Origin of the sequence: Hyphomonas sp. KY3 (assembly GCF_017309975.1) — a bacterium.
Classification (GTDB): Bacteria; Pseudomonadota; Alphaproteobacteria; order Caulobacterales; family Hyphomonadaceae; genus Hyphomonas.
The window spans coordinates 591,076-607,599 of record NZ_CP022271.1 but is presented as its reverse complement, the minus strand read 5'-3'; the positions used below and the strand labels follow the sequence as shown (position 1 = coordinate 607,599).

Annotated in this window: 19 protein-coding genes and 1 pseudogene; 10 read left to right on the top strand and 10 right to left on the bottom strand. The window is 58.2% G+C overall.

Features of this window, described 5'->3' with window-relative positions; all coding sequences use genetic code 11:
• The first annotated feature begins 15 nt into the window (after positions 1-15).
• The gene (locus CFA77_RS03190; protein ID WP_206992220.1) at positions 16-1,629 is read left to right on the top strand and encodes a cisplatin damage response ATP-dependent DNA ligase; all 1,614 of its coding nucleotides are present in this window, start codon (positions 16-18) and stop codon (positions 1,627-1,629) included.
• 57 nt (positions 1,630-1,686) lie between these two features.
• On the opposite strand, the pseudogene CFA77_RS03185 reads toward CFA77_RS03190, so the two are convergent.
• Positions 1,687-1,992 (bottom strand): annotated as a pseudogene (locus tag CFA77_RS03185) (HU family DNA-binding protein); the annotation flags it as partial.
• Positions 1,993-2,267: 275 nt separating this feature from the next.
• Here CFA77_RS03185 and CFA77_RS03180 point away from each other — a divergent pair.
• The 4 genes from CFA77_RS03180 to CFA77_RS03165 all read left to right on the top strand — a co-directional run bounded on the left by CFA77_RS03180 (position 2,268) and on the right by CFA77_RS03165 (position 5,491).
• Positions 2,268-3,026 carry a hypothetical protein gene (locus tag CFA77_RS03180; protein WP_206992218.1) on the top strand — a complete coding sequence of 253 codons (759 nt, stop codon included), beginning with the start codon at positions 2,268-2,270 and terminating at the stop codon, positions 3,024-3,026.
• A gap of 66 nt (positions 3,027-3,092) precedes the next feature.
• Positions 3,093-4,235 (top strand): mechanosensitive ion channel family protein, encoded by a 1,143-nt coding sequence (locus CFA77_RS03175; RefSeq protein WP_206992217.1) that lies wholly within the window; start codon positions 3,093-3,095, stop codon positions 4,233-4,235.
• 29 nt (positions 4,236-4,264) lie between these two features.
• Entirely contained in the window at positions 4,265-5,101 is an 837-nt protein-coding gene (locus tag CFA77_RS03170; RefSeq protein WP_206992216.1) for a mechanosensitive ion channel family protein, read from the top strand.
• Between the two features lie 18 nt (positions 5,102-5,119).
• A complete protein-coding gene (locus tag CFA77_RS03165; RefSeq protein WP_206992215.1) occupies positions 5,120-5,491 on the top strand; it encodes a DUF6460 domain-containing protein in 372 nt (123 codons plus the stop codon).
• On the opposite strand, the gene CFA77_RS03160 is transcribed toward CFA77_RS03165, so the two are convergent.
• Positions 5,469-5,906 carry a DUF2147 domain-containing protein gene (locus tag CFA77_RS03160; protein WP_206992214.1) on the bottom strand — a complete coding sequence of 146 codons (438 nt, stop codon included), beginning with the start codon at positions 5,904-5,906 and terminating at the stop codon, positions 5,469-5,471. The two genes, CFA77_RS03165 and CFA77_RS03160, sit on opposite strands and share 23 nt — an antisense overlap.
• 61 nt (positions 5,907-5,967) lie before the next feature.
• Here CFA77_RS03160 and CFA77_RS03155 point away from each other — a divergent pair, with 61 nt between their 5' ends.
• Positions 5,968-6,870 (top strand): SDR family oxidoreductase, encoded by a 903-nt coding sequence (locus CFA77_RS03155; RefSeq protein ID WP_206992213.1) that lies wholly within the window; start codon positions 5,968-5,970, stop codon positions 6,868-6,870.
• 76 nt (positions 6,871-6,946) lie between these two features.
• Positions 6,947-7,684, top strand: a complete 738-nt coding sequence (locus tag CFA77_RS03150; RefSeq protein WP_206992212.1) for a type I pantothenate kinase — start codon at positions 6,947-6,949, stop codon at positions 7,682-7,684.
• A 5-nt stretch (positions 7,685-7,689) separates the two neighbouring features.
• On the opposite strand, the gene CFA77_RS03145 is transcribed toward CFA77_RS03150, so the two are convergent.
• The 8 genes from CFA77_RS03145 to CFA77_RS03110 form a co-directional block, all read right to left on the bottom strand.
• Positions 7,690-8,826 (bottom strand): zinc-binding dehydrogenase, encoded by a 1,137-nt coding sequence (locus CFA77_RS03145; RefSeq protein WP_206992211.1) that lies wholly within the window; start codon positions 8,824-8,826, stop codon positions 7,690-7,692.
• 27 nt (positions 8,827-8,853) lie between these two features.
• Positions 8,854-9,828 (bottom strand): NADPH:quinone oxidoreductase family protein, encoded by a 975-nt coding sequence (locus CFA77_RS03140; protein WP_206992210.1) that lies wholly within the window; start codon positions 9,826-9,828, stop codon positions 8,854-8,856.
• The gene (locus CFA77_RS03135) at positions 9,825-10,859 is read right to left on the bottom strand and encodes an alpha/beta hydrolase (protein WP_206992209.1); all 1,035 of its coding nucleotides are present in this window, start codon (positions 10,857-10,859) and stop codon (positions 9,825-9,827) included. Before CFA77_RS03135 ends, CFA77_RS03140 begins: the two co-directional genes overlap by 4 nt.
• A gap of 74 nt (positions 10,860-10,933) precedes the next feature.
• Positions 10,934-11,560 (bottom strand): TetR/AcrR family transcriptional regulator, encoded by a 627-nt coding sequence (locus CFA77_RS03130; RefSeq protein WP_206992208.1) that lies wholly within the window; start codon positions 11,558-11,560, stop codon positions 10,934-10,936.
• Positions 11,561-11,620: 60 nt separating this feature from the next.
• On the bottom strand, positions 11,621-12,310 hold the full coding sequence (locus CFA77_RS03125) for a DUF6498-containing protein (RefSeq protein ID WP_206992207.1): 690 nt from the start codon (positions 12,308-12,310) through the stop codon (positions 11,621-11,623).
• Positions 12,307-12,906: a hypothetical protein gene (locus CFA77_RS03120; protein ID WP_206992206.1), complete on the bottom strand. Its 600-nt coding sequence runs from the start codon at positions 12,904-12,906 to the stop codon at positions 12,307-12,309. The genes CFA77_RS03125 and CFA77_RS03120 overlap by 4 nt, the downstream gene beginning before the upstream one ends.
• A 16-nt stretch (positions 12,907-12,922) precedes the next feature.
• A complete protein-coding gene (locus CFA77_RS03115; protein ID WP_206992205.1) occupies positions 12,923-13,612 on the bottom strand; it encodes a M23 family metallopeptidase in 690 nt (229 codons plus the stop codon).
• Positions 13,613-13,644: 32 nt separating this feature from the next.
• On the bottom strand, positions 13,645-14,976 hold the full coding sequence (locus CFA77_RS03110; RefSeq protein WP_206992204.1) for an NAD(P)/FAD-dependent oxidoreductase: 1,332 nt from the start codon (positions 14,974-14,976) through the stop codon (positions 13,645-13,647).
• Positions 14,977-15,066: 90 nt separating this feature from the next.
• Between CFA77_RS03110 and CFA77_RS03105 the strand changes: the two genes are divergently transcribed.
• Genes CFA77_RS03105 through CFA77_RS03095 form a run of 3 tightly spaced genes read left to right on the top strand, consistent with a single transcriptional unit; the run spans position 15,067 to position 16,462 of the window.
• Complete coding sequence (locus tag CFA77_RS03105; protein ID WP_051607972.1) at positions 15,067-15,546, top strand: PaaI family thioesterase; 480 nt, start codon at positions 15,067-15,069, stop codon at positions 15,544-15,546.
• Positions 15,547-15,557: 11 nt separating this feature from the next.
• Entirely contained in the window at positions 15,558-15,986 is a 429-nt protein-coding gene (locus tag CFA77_RS03100) for a PaaI family thioesterase (RefSeq protein WP_206992203.1), read from the top strand.
• A gap of 26 nt (positions 15,987-16,012) precedes the next feature.
• Positions 16,013-16,462, top strand: a complete 450-nt coding sequence (locus tag CFA77_RS03095; protein WP_206992202.1) for a DUF6265 family protein — start codon at positions 16,013-16,015, stop codon at positions 16,460-16,462.
• The last annotated feature ends 62 nt before the right edge of the window (positions 16,463-16,524 follow it).

Below are 16,524 nucleotides of genomic sequence, written 5' to 3'. Positions count from 1 at the left end.
CTCTATCTTAGGCGCATGCAGGCCTTCGCAGAGCTTCTTGACCGTCTTGTCCTAACGCCTTCGCGTAACGGCAAGCTACGCCTGATTGTCTCCTATTTCCGCACCGCGCCAGACCCCGACCGCGGCTATGCCCTCGGCGCGCTGACCGGGGATCTGGACCTGAAAAGCATCAAGCCCGCCGCCATACGGGAACTGGTGACAGACCGGATGGATTCGGAACTCTTCCGCCTGTCCTATGACTATGTTGGCGACATGGCCGAAACCGTCAGCCTTGTCTGGCCGGGCGAGCGGCGCGCAAACCGCCCCCCGCCCCTGTCGGAGATTGTCGAGGCGCTGGACGGCGCAACCCGGCCAGAAGCGCAGAGACTGGTGGCGAACTGGCTGGATGGGCTGGACCCGACCGGACGCTGGGCCCTGCTGAAGCTGATCACAGGCGGCATGCGGATCGGCGTCTCGGCACGCCTCGCCAAGCTGGCGCTAGCGGATTTCGGCGATGTGGATGTGACGGAGATCGAGGAGATCTGGCACGGCCTCGCCCCGCCCTTTGACAGCCTGTTTGCCTGGCTGGAGGGCAAGACCGGCAGGCCAGAACCGGATATTCGCGCGCCCTTCCGGCCGGTCATGCTGGCGCATCCGCTGGTCGCCAAGGCGGAGCGGGACAATCCGGATGCGGTGGACCCTGCACTGATCACGTCAGACGCCTTTGCCGCCGAATGGAAATATGACGGCATCCGCGTGCAGGCCAGCAGCGAGGGCGGCGTCCGGCGCATCTATACGCGGACGGGAGATGACATCTCCCACACCTTCCCGGACGTACTGGCGGGGATGGATTTTGAAGGCACGCTGGATGGCGAACTGCTCGTACGCGCGGAAGACGGGGAAAGCGTGGCACCGTTCAATGCGCTGCAACAGAGATTGAACCGCAAGACCGTCTCGAAGAAACAGATGGATGCGCGCCCGGCCTTTATCCGTGCCTATGACCTGTTGCAGGCTGGAGACGAGGATGTCCGCCAGCTGAGCTTTCGGGAACGCCGGGAACGCCTGGAAGATTTCATCGCGAAAACGGCCAGCCCACGCTTTGACCTGTCGCCGCTCGTGCCCGTTACCGACCTGACGGCGCTGGACGCGCACCGCATGGAGCCCCCTGCCCCGGAGATCGAAGGCCTGATGCTGAAACGCTGGGACAGCCCCTATGTGCCCGGCCGCGTCAAGGGGCATTGGTATAAATGGAAGCGAGACCCCTGGCTCGTCGATGCGGTCTTGCTGTATGCGCAACGAGGCCACGGCCGCCGCTCCAGTTTCTATTCCGATTTCACCTTCGCCGTCTGGCGCGATGAAGACGGCGAGGATCGGCTGACGCCCGTTGGCAAGGCCTATTTCGGCTTTACCGACGAGGAGCTGAAACAGCTCGACAAATTCGTCCGTGACAACACGGTCGAACGTTTCGGACCTGTGCGCTCCGTGACGCCATCACTTGTTCTGGAAGTGGCCTTTGAAGGCCTGCAGCGCTCGGCCCGTCACAAATCCGGCATCGCCATGCGCTTTCCGCGTATCAACCGCATCCGCTGGGACAAGCCCGCAAACGAGGCGGACCGTTTGGAGACTCTAGAGGCAATGCTGCAAGAATGAAAAAAGGCCGGATGACATGCACCCGGCCCTTTCGAAACATATTGAAACCGAAAGTCCTTAAACGGACTCTTTCAGCTCCTTGGAGACGCGGAAAGCAACTTTCTTCGACGCCTTGATCTTGATGGATTCACCCGTTGCCGGGTTGCGGCCCATGCGTGCCGGGCGCTTGCGCACTTCCAGCGTGCCGAGTCCGTTTAGGCGGAAACGTTCGCCTTTCTTCAGGCGCTTGGTGATCCGATCAGCAAGGTCGGAGAAGATTTCTTCCGACTGCTTCTTGGTCAGGCCATGAGCCTCAGCCATTTCTGCCGACAGCTGGCGCATCGTCACCGTGGTTGGCGTCTTTGCAGCCGTCGCCTTTGGGGCGGCTTTCGGCGCAACTGCCTTGCGAGCAACTGGCTTCTTCGCAGCGACCGTCTTGGCAGCAGGCTTCTTGGTGGCCGTCTTGGCCGTGGTGGTCGCCTTCTTGGCGGCCGGTTTTGCAGGGGCCTTCTTGGCCGCAGGTGTCCTTGCCATAAGCAAATTCCTCTTGTGAGTCTCCGCAGAGATCGGGGCGTATAACGTGAAAACGCCAGCCTGCATCCCACTTTTTTCACACGCCGCGGATTTGCCCCATTTGAAATTCAGCTCATATGGAAAACATGAAAACATATTTGCCCCTGATCGTGATTCTTCTCGGCGTGCTTCAGCCCCTGTCCGGCGCGCTCGCGCCTGCACTGGGCATTGGCACACCGATTGGAAACGCCACACGTGACGTGACGCTTCCGGAACAGCCCTTGCCGGCGTTCTTTTCAATCTGGAGCGTGATTTTCTTAGCCTATTTTCTGTTTGGCATTTCCTACTGGCGTGCCCGCGAGCCCTGGATGGAGCGAATCGCGGCACCCCTTGCCTGGGCTGGTGCGTTCAACATCGTCTGGATGATCAGTGCGCAGTTGATCGCGTCTCAACCCCTGGATTTCCTGCTCCTTTTTCCAATCGCCATTGCCGCGTGGACGGCAGCATTTCGCATGGACCGTTTGCGTGAAACTGGTTGGAGCCCCAAGAAAGCTCTCGCAGATCTTACCGCCGCCATGCTGTCTGGCTGGATTACCGTCGCCATCGCGATCTCAGTTCCGCTGACCCTGCGCAGCTTTTCGAGCTTCGGGGCGACCGATTTTCCGTGGCAAATGCTCTGGATCACGCTGGTGACCGCCAGCATTTCGGCGTGGATGTTCGCCCGCTATGTCAGCCGCAGTTGGTGGTACTTCATTGCCCTGGGCTGGGGCATGATCGGGATCGTCCTGAACAATTGGTATGTGACGGAGATGAACTGGCTCGCCATTATCAGCGCAGGGGTGCTTACCCTCATTCTCTGCTTGCGCCTCTTTCGGGGTGCCGACGGATCAGTCATACCCGCCTGAGCAAACTGGACAAGCGGCGCAAACTGACGCTCTTTTGCCCATAGAAACAACGAGCCCGGCCACTTTATGGATTTCACCACAATCGCCCTGCCCGATATCGACACCACAGACTGGCCTGTCTGGCTGGCAAGTTCTTGGCCATTCATGGAGAAGTGGGGCGCCGTTGTCCTGGCCTGTATCCTGATCTGGTTTCTTTCGGGCATGGTCAAACGCATCATTACCGCCTTTGGGAAGCGCGTGACCGCCAAGGACAAATCATTCGAGGGATCGAGTTGGGATATTGCCAGTTCAGTCTCTCGCGTTTTCGCTTTGATTTTCATGTCTCCCCTGCCCCTTGGGCTCGCGGGCTATGACTGGGAAGCGATCATAGACAAGCGCGGACCAGGCGCCTTCGCTGCGGTCGCGATCCTGATCATTGCGGTGACCTTCGCGAACTGGGTTGCCCGATCAATGCGGAAAATGGGCAATCAGGCTCATATGCGTCACGGGGCCGATGATACGCTGTTTGCCTTCTCCGCTTCGCTCCTGAAATATCTGATCTTCGCCGTTGCGATCGTATTGGCACTGACCCAACTCGGCTTCCCGACGGCATCGTTGGCGGCGCTGCTGGGCGGCGCAGCGTTGGCCATTGGCCTCGCGCTTCAGGACACGCTGAAGGCGGTTGCGGCCGGAGTCATGTTGGCCATTTTCAGGCCGTTCCGAATTGGTGATTTCGTCACCCTGGCAGGCATGGACGGCGAAATCACTGATATCACGCCCTTCCGAACGACGTTCAAGCAAATCGACAACAAGATCGTCTCGGTCACCAATGACAAGGTCTGGGGCGATCCGCTGGTCAATCACACACGCCAGACACGTCGTCGCTTCGATCTCTACTTTGACATTTCCTATGACGACAATATGGATCATGCGCTCAAAACCCTGCTGGACACGACGAATGAGCATCCGCGTATTCTGGCCAAGGATGAAACCTGGGTCGGCGTGCATACGCTTGCTGATTGGAGCGTTCGGCTGCGCCTGCGCGCTTTTGTGGCGACGCCCGAATTCGTTCAGGTCCGCGCCGACATCACAAAGGCCGTCAAGGAAGCCTTTGATCGCGAAGGGATCACCATCCCCTTCCCGCATCAGGTCAACATGGCTTACCGGCCACCTGCTGAGTCGAGACCGGAACACGCGTCACAATCAGACATTACAGAGACTGAAGACTAGCCTGCCCTGACAGTAAAAAGGAGACCTCCATGCCCGAAGAGCTGACTGCAGCCGCGCTCTGGAGCGAATACAGCCCCTTCATCATTTCATTCGGCGTGAAAGTACTTGGCGCTTTGCTGGTCCTGATTATCGGTCTGCGCATCGCCGGCTGGTTGGCGGGCCTCGTTCGTAGCGCAGCGCTGAAGCGCGAAGGTATTGACGATACGCTCGGCAATTTCTTTGCCTCTCTTGTCCGGTGGGCCATCACGGCTGCTGTGCTGATTGCCGTGCTGCAGGTCTTCGGGGTTCAGGCCACCAGCTTCGTCGCCGTACTCGGCGCGCTGACCCTTGCCATTGGCCTGTCCATGCAGGGCGCCCTCGGCAATATCGCGTCAGGCGTCATGATCATGTTGTTTCGCCCCTACAAGCTCGGCGACTATATCGAGGCCGCTGGCGTTGCCGGCACCGTTAAAGACATCAATCTGTTCCAGACTGTCCTGGCCACAGTCGACAATGTGAAAGTCCTCGTGCCAAACAGTCAGGCCATTGATGGCGTCATCGAGAACTATTCCGGATACGATACCCGCCGCGCCGATGTGACCTTTGGCATCGACTATGATGACGACATGGACAAGGCCATCGCCGTCATCAAACAGGTGATTGAAGCAGATGACCGTATCTTCAGGGATCCGGAACCCTTCGTGAAGGTTGTTAATCTTGGAGACAGTTCGGTCGACATTGCCACACGCAGCTGGGTGAAAGCGGCCGATGTCTGGGACGTCAAATTCCACCTCATGAAGGCAGTCAAGGAAGCCTTTGACCGGGAAGGCATCTCGATACCCTATCCGCACCAGGTTGAAATCCAGAAGCAGGCGGCCAACGACTAACAGGCCCCACCATATACTATGTCGACAGATCCCAACTCAGAACTACCGGAAGTGACAGTTGAGCCGGTGCCGGAGCCTTTGCCGCCCCGCGCACCGGTCAAAGCGCCTCCACGCTCCTTGCTCGCGCGATTGTTCGGCATCTCGGTCTGGGGATCGCTGAAGCTGCTCGGCCTTTGCATTCTGGTCGGCTTCTTCGTGCTGGCGTCCCAGTTCAATCCGTCCAATCCGGACGTCGACATGGGCGCGGCCATCGCAAATGTTGCAAGCACGACCATGGCGGCGCTTGGCTGGGCAGTGCGCAATTTCTGGAAACCAGCCCTGGCGGGTGCGGCGGTGGTGATCCCTATATGGGTCCTGTGGCGACTCGTCAGTCTGCCATTCCGGAAGTAGATTCAACCGGCGCCCAATGCTGCGTCTGGCAGATCGGGCCGATGCAGCCCTTCACTTCCAGTACACCATCGGCCAGCAATTTGATCTTGGACCCGTAGGTCTTGCCTTCCTTCGGATTGTATATCGTGCCGCCTGTCCAGCCTTTGGCTTTTTGCTTGAACCCTTCAAGCATAGTCAGGCCAAGGATTTTTGCGCCCTTGGCATCGGTCGCCGTTTCGGGGGTCGCGTCGCCAGACACACTCGCCGGATCGATCCAGACGATGACGCCGCAAGGCGTTCCGTCCCCGCAATCGGAAATCCGGATGTGGGAATTTTCTTCCTGCGTCACAAAAGTGCCGAAAACGTCGAGCGGCCCCGCCCGGGCTGTACCCGCAGCAAATGCCGCGACGGCAACGATAGCCAATGCACGATTCATGGGTGCCTCCGCGCTCAACCGACTTATACTCATATCAGAAAAACAAACCGGGAGGAATTCAATGGACATGACAAAACTAATGTTTCGCGACGGCCTGATGGCCGGGGAACGCATTCTGGTAACAGGCGGCGGCACGGGACTCGGCAAGGAAATGGCCGAAGGCTTCCTGAAGCTTGGCGCGGAAGTGCATATCTGCGGACGGCGTGGACAGGTCTGCGAAGACACCGCAGGTGAGCTGATGGACAAGCATGGCGGCAAGGTCGTGCCGCATGCCTGCGACATCCGCGTGGCGGAAGCCATCACCGACATGAATGATCATATCTGGGCCAAGCACGGCGCGCTGACCGGCCTCATCAACAATGCCGCTGGCAATTTCATCAGCCGGACCGAAGATCTCTCAATCCGGGGCTTCGATGCGATTTCCAATATCGTGTTCCGCGGAACCTTCTATATGACCCACGACATCGGCAAACGCTGGATCAAGGAGGGTCAAAAGGGCAGCGTCTGTTCAATCCTGACGACTTGGGTCTGGAATGGCGGTCCGTTCGTGGTGCCGTCGGCCATGTCAAAGGCAGCCGTCAACACGATGACGCAGAGCCTCGCCGTGGAATGGGGGCGCTACGGCCTCCGTTTCAACGCCATTGCGCCGGGCCCCTTCCCGACGGAAGGTATGTCGAAGCGGCTGGCTCCGGATGCCGAAGGCGCCAAGCGCATGGATTCCGGCGCCGCCAATCCGATGGGCCGCGTTGGCGAGATGCATGAACTGGTGAATTTGGCCGTGTTCCTGATGGCGTCTGGCGCGGAGTATGTGAATGGACAAACCATCGCGATCGACGGAGCGATGTACAATGCATCCGGCGGAAACTTCGCTCAGCTGACCGCATGGGGCGACGCCGAATGGCAAGCCGCCCGAGACGCGATTGAAGCCACCAATGCGCAAGACAAGGCCAAGCGCACTGTTTGAGGCCTTTCAGGCTGGACAGTCGCGCAAGCAACACTAGGCTTCGGGCACGCAATCGCCGCCCGGAGCCTCACGCCTCATGACGACCCAATCTAAAGAACATGCCCTCGGCATTACCGCATTGGGGGAACGCCTGTCCGGAGTTTCGGGTCGCCATGCGGGCGTCGTCATTGGCCTGACTGGCTCGGTTGCCTCGGGCAAGACGACTCTGGCCAACCAGGTTGCTGCAGTCCTGGCCGGGGCACATACGGTGGAAACCGTGTCGACGGACGGGTTTCTCTATCCGAACACAATTCTGGAAGAACGCGGCCTGACACTCCGCAAGGGCTTTCCAGAAACTTACAATGCCGAGGCATTGGGTGACGCAATCGCCGCCCTCTCAACCGGCACAGCCGACTTTCCCGGCTATAGCCATGTCACCTACGACGTCGACCCGGGCATGACGCGAACCATTGCACAGCCCGATATACTGATCCTCGAAGGCCTTGGCTTCCAGCCATTGTCGCCGCCTCCGCGTCCTGCGCGGGAGCCGGACTACCTTGTGTACCTCGATGCATCAGAAGACGACTTGCTGACTTGGTATACGGAACGCTTCCATCGCCTCTGGCGCGCGGCTGAGACTGACCCGAGTTCATTTTATGCAAACTTTCTTCACATGACGGAACCGGAACTTCTCGACTTTGCAAAATCCGTCTGGGACCGCATCAATCTGCCCAATTTGCGCGACCATATCGCACCGCTGAAGCAAACAGCCGACATTGTCGTCCTGAAAGATGCCGATCATGCCATACGCATCACGCATGACAGGATCGGCTAGTCTTTCTAGGCGTTCGGCGTGATCAGGTATTTCTCGCCAGTCGCCTTGGCGTCATAGGCTTTCAGCGTTTCAAGGTTAAGCGCCTCAGCGAGCGAGATGCGCTTGGTGTAATGGCTGGCGAACGTGGTCGTCAGCTCATCCATCACACGCTTGTACATGCGGGCGCGGACTTCCTTGCCGGCCTTTTGCAGGAATGGCGTCAGCAGATATCCGCTAAGGTTCCACGCAAACCCTACGCCCGGAGGCACTTGGGTCGGTGACATGTCGAGCCGGCCATAGATAAAGACCTGCGTCTGCTGGCCGGAGCCATAACGCGAGTATTCCTTCATCTTGCGGCTGGCGGCCGCCTCCATCGCAATGAGCAATTGTCCGGCGAGCGGTCCGCCGCCAATCGCATCAAAGCCGAGCGTCGCACCGGTTTCCATCAGCGCCGCGATCAAGTCTTCCATAAAGGTTGGCGACGTAGAATTGACGATATGTTTGGCGCCGATATCACGCAGGATTTCGGCCTGCTCTTCCTTGCGGACGATGTTCACCAGCGGCACGCCATCCTTGATACAGATCTTATTCAGCATCTGGCCGAGATTGGATGCAGCGGCCGTATGCACGAGGGATTCATGACCCATTTCGCGCATAGTCTCGACGAAAGACAGTGCCGTAAGCGGATTCACATAGCAGGACGCGCCCTGCTCGGCCGTGGCACCTTCCGGCAATTCCATGACCTGACCGACATTCAGCATGCGGTATTCGGAATAGAATTCGCCGCCAAGTCCCGTAACGCGCTTGCCGAGCAAGGCTTGCGCCGCTTCGGACTCGCCTGCGGCGACAACCGTACCGGCACCTTCATTTCCGACACCCAGTGACTGACCGATCCGGGCCTGCATCGCACGCAAACCAGCTTCGGGTACTTTTGCCGTGATGACTGGGCGATCCGCCGTGCCACTCTGAACCGCCGTGCGAATATCTCCTGCACCAATCAACAGGCCGAGATCGGATGGATTGATCGGGGTTGCCTCGACCTTGATGATCACATCGCCCGGCCCCGGCGTAGGAAGGTCTACTTCAACCAGGGACAGTTCAAGTTCGCCTTCCGGCTTGATCAGCGAGCGTAGTTGCAGGCCTTTTTCAGGGAGTGTCGACATATCTTCGTTTCCTCTTTTATCTTCTATTCAGGGCTTGATGACCACTTTGCCCACAACCTCGCGATCAGTGAGCAAGCGGTAGGCTTCCCGCCAATTTTCCAATGGAAGCTCGGCATGGATACGCGGCCGGGTCTTGCCCTCTGCTGCCCATTTCCAAATCGCTTCCATATTCTCCTTGCCGCGCTCCGGAAAGCGACGGCCATACTCCCCGGCCCGTACGCCGACCACGGAGAACCCCTTTATCAGGGGCATGTTCGCTTTGACTTCCGGTATGCGCCCGGACGTGAACCCGACCACGAGCAAACGTCCATCAAATGCAATACAGCGAACGCTCTCGTCAAACACATCGCCGCCAACCGGGTCGAAGATGACATCTGCTCCGCGCCCGCTTGTGAGCGTTTTCACCTTGTCGCGAAAGCCTTGCGCCACGTTGATGGCATAGTCTGCTCCATGCGCGATGACCTTGTCCAATTTGGCGTCCGATGCAGACGTCGCAATCACGGTTGCGCCGAGCAGCTTTCCGACATCGACGGCCGCCATACCCACGCCGCCGCTTGCGCCGTGCACGAGCAATGTCTCACCGGGCTGCAAATTGGCCCGCCGCACGAGCGCGACATAGGCGGTCAGATAGGCTGCAGGATAGGCTGCCGCCTCCGCAAATCCCATATTGTCCGGCACAAGAGACAGGCTGGAGGCGGGCAGCAACGCAAATTCTGCGAAGGCTCCAGTCTTGTTGCCGCCGACCACCCGGTCACCCGGTGAAAACGCGGAGACGCCCTCTCCAACGGTTTCGACGATTCCGGCGCATTCCATGCCCTGGGTGAAGGGCAACTCCGGTTTCATCTGGTACCGGCCCTGACTCATCAGCAGGTCTGGGAAGTTCACGCTGGCTGCCTTTACGCGCACCAGCACTTCCCCTTTCCCGACCACGGGCACTGGAACATCCTGAACCGACAGTCCAGAAAAATCGTCCGTCACCGTATTACAGACGAGGGCCTTCATAATTTTGAGACGAGGTCTTTCACCATGTTGGCGATTTCCAGACATGCCTTGCGAGAGCCCGGCGAGAAACCGGAAAAGGCCGTGAAGGCATGAGGTAGCGTATCATAGCGCTTGTGAGTGACCTTCACGCCCGCACTTTTGAGGCGCTTGGCATAGTCATCGCCCTCATCGCACAATGGATCATGCCCCGCAGTAATGATGATCGCTGGGGGCAACCCTTCCAGCTCGGCGGTCTGCCCCGGCGACAGGAGCGGATCGGACATGTCGAAATCGTCCGGCAGGTATTGCTCCATGAACCAGTTCATCGTGTCTGTGCTGAGAGAGAAGGTTTCTCCGAATTCGGTGCGCGACGGGAATTCCTCGACCATGTCCACGGCCGGATAGATCAGCAATTGATAGACGGGCAGTGGCTTGTGTTCGCGTTGCATCTCCTGAGAGATGATGGCCGAGAAATTGCCACCCATACTGTCCCCGCCCACGGCCGCCATGCCTTCGGGCGCACCATACTTGCCGGCATTGCGCACGCCCCATTCATACGCGGCGATACAGTCATCGATACCAGCCGGAAACTTGTGCTGTGGGGCCAACCGATAGTCGACCGACAGGACCGGGCCTTTGGTGACGGAAGCAAGGATCGAGCACCATGCATTGCAGGTTTCAAGGTCGCCAACCACGCCGCCGCCCATATGATAATAGACCAGCAATGGCACAGAGGAATCCTGGCCGGATGGCTTGTAGAGGCGCACCGGAATTTCGTTACGGTCGGGCCCGGGAATGGTAAAATTCTCCGTCGTCACGCCAGGCTCCAGCGGAGCTTCCAACATGGCGAGCTGCTCTTTCACAGCCGCCTGCACGACTTCCGGTTCCAGGGTCGACATCGGCGGTGCGTTGCGGCCATTCCATGCAACCAGTTGCAATTGCGGCTCGAGGACGCGGCCCCGCACTTCGACCGGCTTACCGCCGGCCATGCGCACCAGCAGGCCGTCCGGCAGTTTGAAGATGAATTTGGTGATTATCTGCTGCAGGCTCATGGTCGCCTCCCGTCCTGTCTTGTTGACAAAAAGCTTAGCCTTGCAAGCGCGTCCGCGCCAAGAGGCGTTTCTCCTTACTTCGCGGCAATCTCTCGCACGCCCGCCAGCAGCAAGGCCGTTGCGAATTCCGTTGCACCGTCAACATCTACCGGGCGGCGCAGCAACATGTGCTCACCCATTTCACGGGCAATTCCGATGGCCGCCGCCGTCAGATAGGCTGTGTCGATCTTGGGGCCGCCCTCGCCGGACAGGACATGTTCCAGATCGGCGCGGATTTCTTCTGCCACGGCCAGCATTTCGGGCGTATCAACTCGTACGCCGATCAGGGCCAGATGCGGCGCGCCATTGCGGATCGGTTCTTCATTCTCGGTCGCGATGAAACCGAAATAGGCCCGATAGGCATCATGGACATAGGTTTCGAAGTCCGTGGCATAGGCGCGAACATCCTGCAGGCGTGAACGGAAGCGATGCGTGGAATCTTCGGCAATCGCTTCGAACACCTCTTCTTTCGACTTGAAGTAGTTGTAGAAGGTGCCGGCGGCGAGTTCGGTTTCCCGGATAATGTCGCGTACCGTCGTGGCCTCGAAGCCGATCCGCGCAAACACGCGGCGCCCCGCCTGCAGGATGGCCCGTCGGTTGGCAGCCTTGGATCTGGCCCGCTTTCCGGTTGAACCGGCCAGTGTCTTTACGATGGAGCTCATACACGCCTTTCCTGAGGGAAGCCCCACATCATGACCAAGGCGTCATCACCCGTCAACTTTTTACGCTGTTGACGGGAATTCTTTCATAAGCGCATGGCTAGCCCTGTCCAGTTTGCGTTGGCGCATGGCCGACACGATCACGCCGAACACGACGCGCAGGAAGATCAAGAAGACGACCCCCAGAAGCGGCTCGTTCGTCGCAATCGCGAATACGGCCCCAAGGATGATGGCCACGTGCAGGGTCACAATCCGACCATAGGGTGCGAACATTTCAACAATCGGCTGGGTTTCCCGGAACTCGCCTTTCATAAGAAAGTCTGTGAAGTAGATCACCAGATTGATCGCAATGATCGCAGCAACAAACCAGACCATCCCCTGCCCCGAACTCAACGCCCAATAGACCAATCCCGGCATACCGGAGCTGCCAGTAGTAGATCCGCTCGTCGCGAGTGCCTGGATGAAAACGCCGTGACCAAAACAGAACATGCCATAATGGAGTGTAAAGAATGGCACGATGAAGAGCACGGTAAACAGGTTCACGATGTTCCCGGCGAGCGTTGCAACCATGCGCAATACGGTAAACGTGCCAATGACAAGGTTTTCCAGCCAGTAGAGCGCCACAAGCGGCGTTGCGCCCCAGCCGAAAACGAGCACCGCAAGGATCGGCAACAAGTCCACCAAGAGAACAGCCACCGCGATCGGATCGCGATAGGTTCGCGCAATCAGGTCAGGATCAAGGAAAGACTTCACTCGATCTCCAGATTGGGCACCAAATTCGGCATGGGGTCACTGGTTGGCTCGTAGCGAAAGGTGTGACCGGGTACCCAGCCATCACGAGTCTCGAATTCTGATTCCGACACCAGTGCGCCGTCTTCAGTCATGCGACCGGTCGAGCGCACGCCAATAATATCGCTCAGGCCGGTCACCTCTTCATACGCGGTCCAGCTGTTATCTTCATTGAGCGTGAAGCTGCCCGATGTCCGGAAGCCGGCACTGGTAATGTAGACATAGTCGAGCTTCTCCGACTTCTGGTTCTTCTGGACGTAAGTCAAACCGCCATAAGAGCCATCCGCCAGCACGTGTCGATTGACCAGAACCGAACCGCCCAGATCCCAGTTCCATTCGGAATAATCAGCCGGCTGGCCGAGCTCTGCGTCTGCCTGACTTGGTTCGCCGTACCAGCGCGTGCCCACCAAATCTGCCAGCATACCGAAATCCGCCGCGAAAGCGCTTTCCTCACTGATAGGTACGCTGGTCGAAACCGACTCTCCGTCTGGCATGGGCCCTGTCGTACATGCCCCGAGCATGAACGTCGACACGATGCCCGCGATCCAAAACCCCCTCATATCGTCCTCCCAGTCCCTAATAGGCCTGAGCATACTCATAAGGTGGAAATGAAAAAGGGTCACGCGGCATGAGGCCTTTGGAACCGCGCGGGTTCCTGTAGTCGCCTGTCAGGATTTCGAAGTGGATATGAATGGCGGTCGCATTGCCGCTGGCCCCCATGAAGCCAACGGGCTGGCCGAAGCCAATTGTTGCGCCCTTGGTAACGCCCGGCTGGATATAGGCGAGGTGAGCGTAACGCGTGTAAACGCCCTTGCCATGATCGATCAGCACCATGTTGCCATACCCTGTCGAGACACGGGACTCGATGATTTTGCCCGGTGCACTGGCGTAAATCGTCCCCGCCGGGCGAGACTGCAGGTCGATACCATCGTGTCGCCTGCCAAAGCGCTGGCCAAAGCCTGACGTGAGACAGACATCATTTGCCGGCGCGGCGGCAAGCGGTATGCCGTTCACCACCACAATCGGCTTGTAGTTCACGACCCAGCCATCCTTGTCCACGATCGGCGAATTGGAGACCCGGATCCCGTAACAAGCTCGCAAATAGGCGTTCGGAGCGAAGGGTCCCTGCTCTGCCACAGTGCCCACGGGCGCCGCACCGACAGACGCGTCAGGGGTTTCTGCCGGTGGATAGTGTATCTTCACCGGCGCTGGCGACGCACAAGCAGCCAGCAACAAGGCGGCAGACAGGAAAGGCAATCGGGTCATGGGCCCTCTTTATACCCCCCGACCGGTTAACATCAGGCAACCACGCGCGCGCGCTTCGCCCCCTGTTCAATCTCTTTCTTCAGGTCTTTGCAATAAAGATTGAAATCGACCTGCATCCGATGGCGCGGACTGTCATAGAAATGACCAAGATGCTGCTGTTCATCTTCTTTTGTAATCCGCTCCATCTCCTGGATTTCAGGAAACGCATATTCGCCATTCAGCGCTGCGCCGACCAGTTTGGATTGTTGCTCGGCGAAGTTCACGAGCGTGGGCAAAGGCTGCGCCAGGCCGAGGAAAAAGATGGTTTCACGTCCCGGTTTCACCATACGCTTGTAAAGCGGGAACACGTTTTCCTTTGGGGTCAGATCGTCCTGCTTCAGGAACGGGAACGTCACATTGTAGCCTGTCGCCCAGACAATCGCATCGATCTTCTCCCGTGTCCCATCTGTGAAGACCACACCGTCTCCATCAAGACGTTCGATACCCGGCTTGGGGCATATGTCCCCACATCCGACACGCGTCAGGAATTCACCGGATACGGAGGGATGCCCATCGAGCGGCTCATGGTCCGGCTTTGGTAGTCCATAATCCTCCATCATGCCGATAGTCTTCTTGATCTTCTTGCGCGCCAACGCACGCCCAATCCCCGATGGCAACCAGCCTGGCAACACGGCCTTGTCGGCTGGCTGTCCATCCATGTATTTCGGCAAGACCCAGACACCTCGACGCATGGATATAAACAGGCGCTCGGTCAGGGGACGCTGGGAAAGCTCCGACGAGATATCCATGGCCGAATTCCCGCCGCCAACAATCATGGCGCGCTTGCCCCGGAAGTCATATGGCTCGAACGGATCCGTATAATTGTGCGAATGTACCTGATAACCATCGAACGACCCCGGATATTCCGGCATGCGCGGATCCCAGTGATGTCCGTTCGCCACGATAACGGCGTCATATTCGCGGCTTTCACCGGTTGATAGCGTCACTTTCCATCGATTGCCGGGCAAGTCCGCGACATCGGTCACCGCCGTGTTGAACGTGATTGTTTCGCGCAACCCAAAATGATCGACATAGTCGTGGAAGTATTGAAGCAGTTGGGAATGGTGGGGGAAATCCGGCCAATCCTCAGGAACCGGATAATCCTCAAAGGCAAGGCGCCACTTCGACGTATCGATATGGAGAGACTGATAGCAAGACGAAGCGCCGTTCGGGTTTTTGTAATACCAATTGCCGCCGATATTGTCCGACATCTCGAAACAATCATACGGGATGTCATAATCCTTCAGACGCTTGGCCATCGTGAAGCCGGAGCACCCTGCCCCAATGATACAAACCTTGGGCTTCGTCGCGCCATCAAATGCCATCTCATCTTCCTCCACATGAGCTCTTTGTTTTGCTCTATCGCCAATGATGTTATCCGGGCAGAACGACTCGTCAAACGAATGAGGACCATTATGAGCGATGACGCCGCGTCATCTCCCGCGCCTTGGGAGGTCATGAACGAAAACATAGACATGATCAGTGGCGGTATCCCGTGGGGACGCCGCATGGCGTTCCGGTTTACCCGTATTGAGAAAGGTCATGTCTGGGGCCTGCAGCCCTGGAAAGAACGCCTGGTGGGTGATCCGGACACCGGCGTGATTCATGGCGGCGTCCTGACCGCATTTCTTGACAATTTGTGCGGTACGGCCGCCAGCTCTGCCCTGCCCAAACCGCGTTTCGTGGCGACACTGGACTTGCGTCTCGACTATATGCGCCCGGCTGACAAGGGACGCGACATTATTGGCGAAGCCGAATGCTATCACGTGACGCGGAACATCTGCTTCACCCGCGCTTGGGCCTATCATGAGAGCCGCGACAAGGTGATTGCCACCGCCGCAGGTGCATTCGCCATCAACAAACCGCGCTCGGTTGACAGCATGAGGACGATGTAGTGGCGAATGACATGGATACGACTGAACAGACGCGCGCCGATGAAGTCCGAGCCTTCATTGCTCGCACCCCCCTCGCTCAGGAAATGGGCTTGAGATGCGAAGTCATGGGCGACGAAATGACAATGATCATGCCGTATCAGGAAAAGCTGATTGGCAATTTCATGATCAAGGCCATTCACGGCGGTGCCATCGCCGCCTTTCTGGAACTGACTTCCCAAGCGCAGGTCTTCCTTGTAACCGAGCATCTTGAACGACCGCCGCGACCTATCAATCTGACGATCGACTATCTCCGCCAAGGCCACGCCAAAGACCTCTACGCCCGCGCAGAAATCACCAAGATGGGGCGGCGCATGTGTTCGGTCCGCGCAGAGGCGTGGCAGGATGAACGCGCCAAGCCGGTTACGACTCTGATGGCGCATTTCATGGTATCAGGGGACTAGAGCCCCGACTGAATGCAGGTGATCACATGAAACGAAGCTTGCTTGGACTTCTTGCGCTGGCTGGCTGCACATCAACCGGTCCAGTCGAACCAGGTCCGCCCGCGCACCCTTTAGCGTGGATTACAGGCTGTTGGATCAGCGAAAGCGGAACATCAAAGGAAGTCTGGTCAATTCCGGAAGCGGGCTACGTTTTCGGCTATGCGGTGACACTGGGTGATGGCAGCGTGAGCTTTTTTGAGCAGATGCGCATCAAACCCGGCCCGCTCTACGTGCTCAATGTCTATCCGGCGGGCGTTGGCCCGTCGAAATTCGTGGAAAGCCTGCAGGGGGACCAGTCGGTTACTTTCATCAACAGCGCACACGACTATCCGCAGCTAATTCACTACCAACGCGAGGGCGACACTCTGAAAGCGCATATTGCGCTGGAAGACGGGTCCAACCGGCGAGACTTTTCCTATCAGGCCTGCAACGACTGACACCGGCCCTCAGCGCCTGTTTGGGCTTTTCTTCATGTTTTCGGCCTAGTGTGCACCCTTGG

Excerpts from the sequence above, each read along its gene's own strand:
- CFA77_RS03095 (WP_206992202.1), top strand. The coding sequence starts at position 16,013 with ATGAAACGAAGCTTGCTTGGACTTCTTGCGCTGGCTGGCTGCACATCA.
- CFA77_RS03115 (WP_206992205.1), bottom strand. The coding sequence starts at position 13,612 with ATGACCCGATTGCCTTTCCTGTCTGCCGCCTTGTTGCTGGCTGCTTGT.
- CFA77_RS03180 (WP_206992218.1), top strand. The coding sequence starts at position 2,268 with ATGAAAACATATTTGCCCCTGATCGTGATTCTTCTCGGCGTGCTTCAG.
- CFA77_RS03100 (WP_206992203.1), top strand. The coding sequence starts at position 15,558 with ATGGATACGACTGAACAGACGCGCGCCGATGAAGTCCGAGCCTTCATT.
- CFA77_RS03175 (WP_206992217.1), top strand. The coding sequence starts at position 3,093 with ATGGATTTCACCACAATCGCCCTGCCCGATATCGACACCACAGACTGG.
- CFA77_RS03105 (WP_051607972.1), top strand. The coding sequence starts at position 15,067 with ATGAGCGATGACGCCGCGTCATCTCCCGCGCCTTGGGAGGTCATGAAC.
- CFA77_RS03160 (WP_206992214.1), bottom strand. The coding sequence starts at position 5,906 with ATGAATCGTGCATTGGCTATCGTTGCCGTCGCGGCATTTGCTGCGGGT.
- CFA77_RS03150 (WP_206992212.1), top strand. The coding sequence starts at position 6,947 with ATGACGACCCAATCTAAAGAACATGCCCTCGGCATTACCGCATTGGGG.
- CFA77_RS03135 (WP_206992209.1), bottom strand. The coding sequence starts at position 10,859 with ATGAGCCTGCAGCAGATAATCACCAAATTCATCTTCAAACTGCCGGAC.
- CFA77_RS03170 (WP_206992216.1), top strand. The coding sequence starts at position 4,265 with ATGCCCGAAGAGCTGACTGCAGCCGCGCTCTGGAGCGAATACAGCCCC.
- CFA77_RS03110 (WP_206992204.1), bottom strand. The coding sequence starts at position 14,976 with ATGGCATTTGATGGCGCGACGAAGCCCAAGGTTTGTATCATTGGGGCA.
- CFA77_RS03130 (WP_206992208.1), bottom strand. The coding sequence starts at position 11,560 with ATGAGCTCCATCGTAAAGACACTGGCCGGTTCAACCGGAAAGCGGGCC.
- CFA77_RS03165 (WP_206992215.1), top strand. The coding sequence starts at position 5,120 with ATGTCGACAGATCCCAACTCAGAACTACCGGAAGTGACAGTTGAGCCG.
- CFA77_RS03155 (WP_206992213.1), top strand. The coding sequence starts at position 5,968 with ATGGACATGACAAAACTAATGTTTCGCGACGGCCTGATGGCCGGGGAA.
- CFA77_RS03140 (WP_206992210.1), bottom strand. The coding sequence starts at position 9,828 with ATGAAGGCCCTCGTCTGTAATACGGTGACGGACGATTTTTCTGGACTG.
- CFA77_RS03145 (WP_206992211.1), bottom strand. The coding sequence starts at position 8,826 with ATGTCGACACTCCCTGAAAAAGGCCTGCAACTACGCTCGCTGATCAAG.
- CFA77_RS03190 (WP_206992220.1), top strand. The coding sequence starts at position 16 with ATGCAGGCCTTCGCAGAGCTTCTTGACCGTCTTGTCCTAACGCCTTCG.
- CFA77_RS03120 (WP_206992206.1), bottom strand. The coding sequence starts at position 12,906 with ATGAGGGGGTTTTGGATCGCGGGCATCGTGTCGACGTTCATGCTCGGG.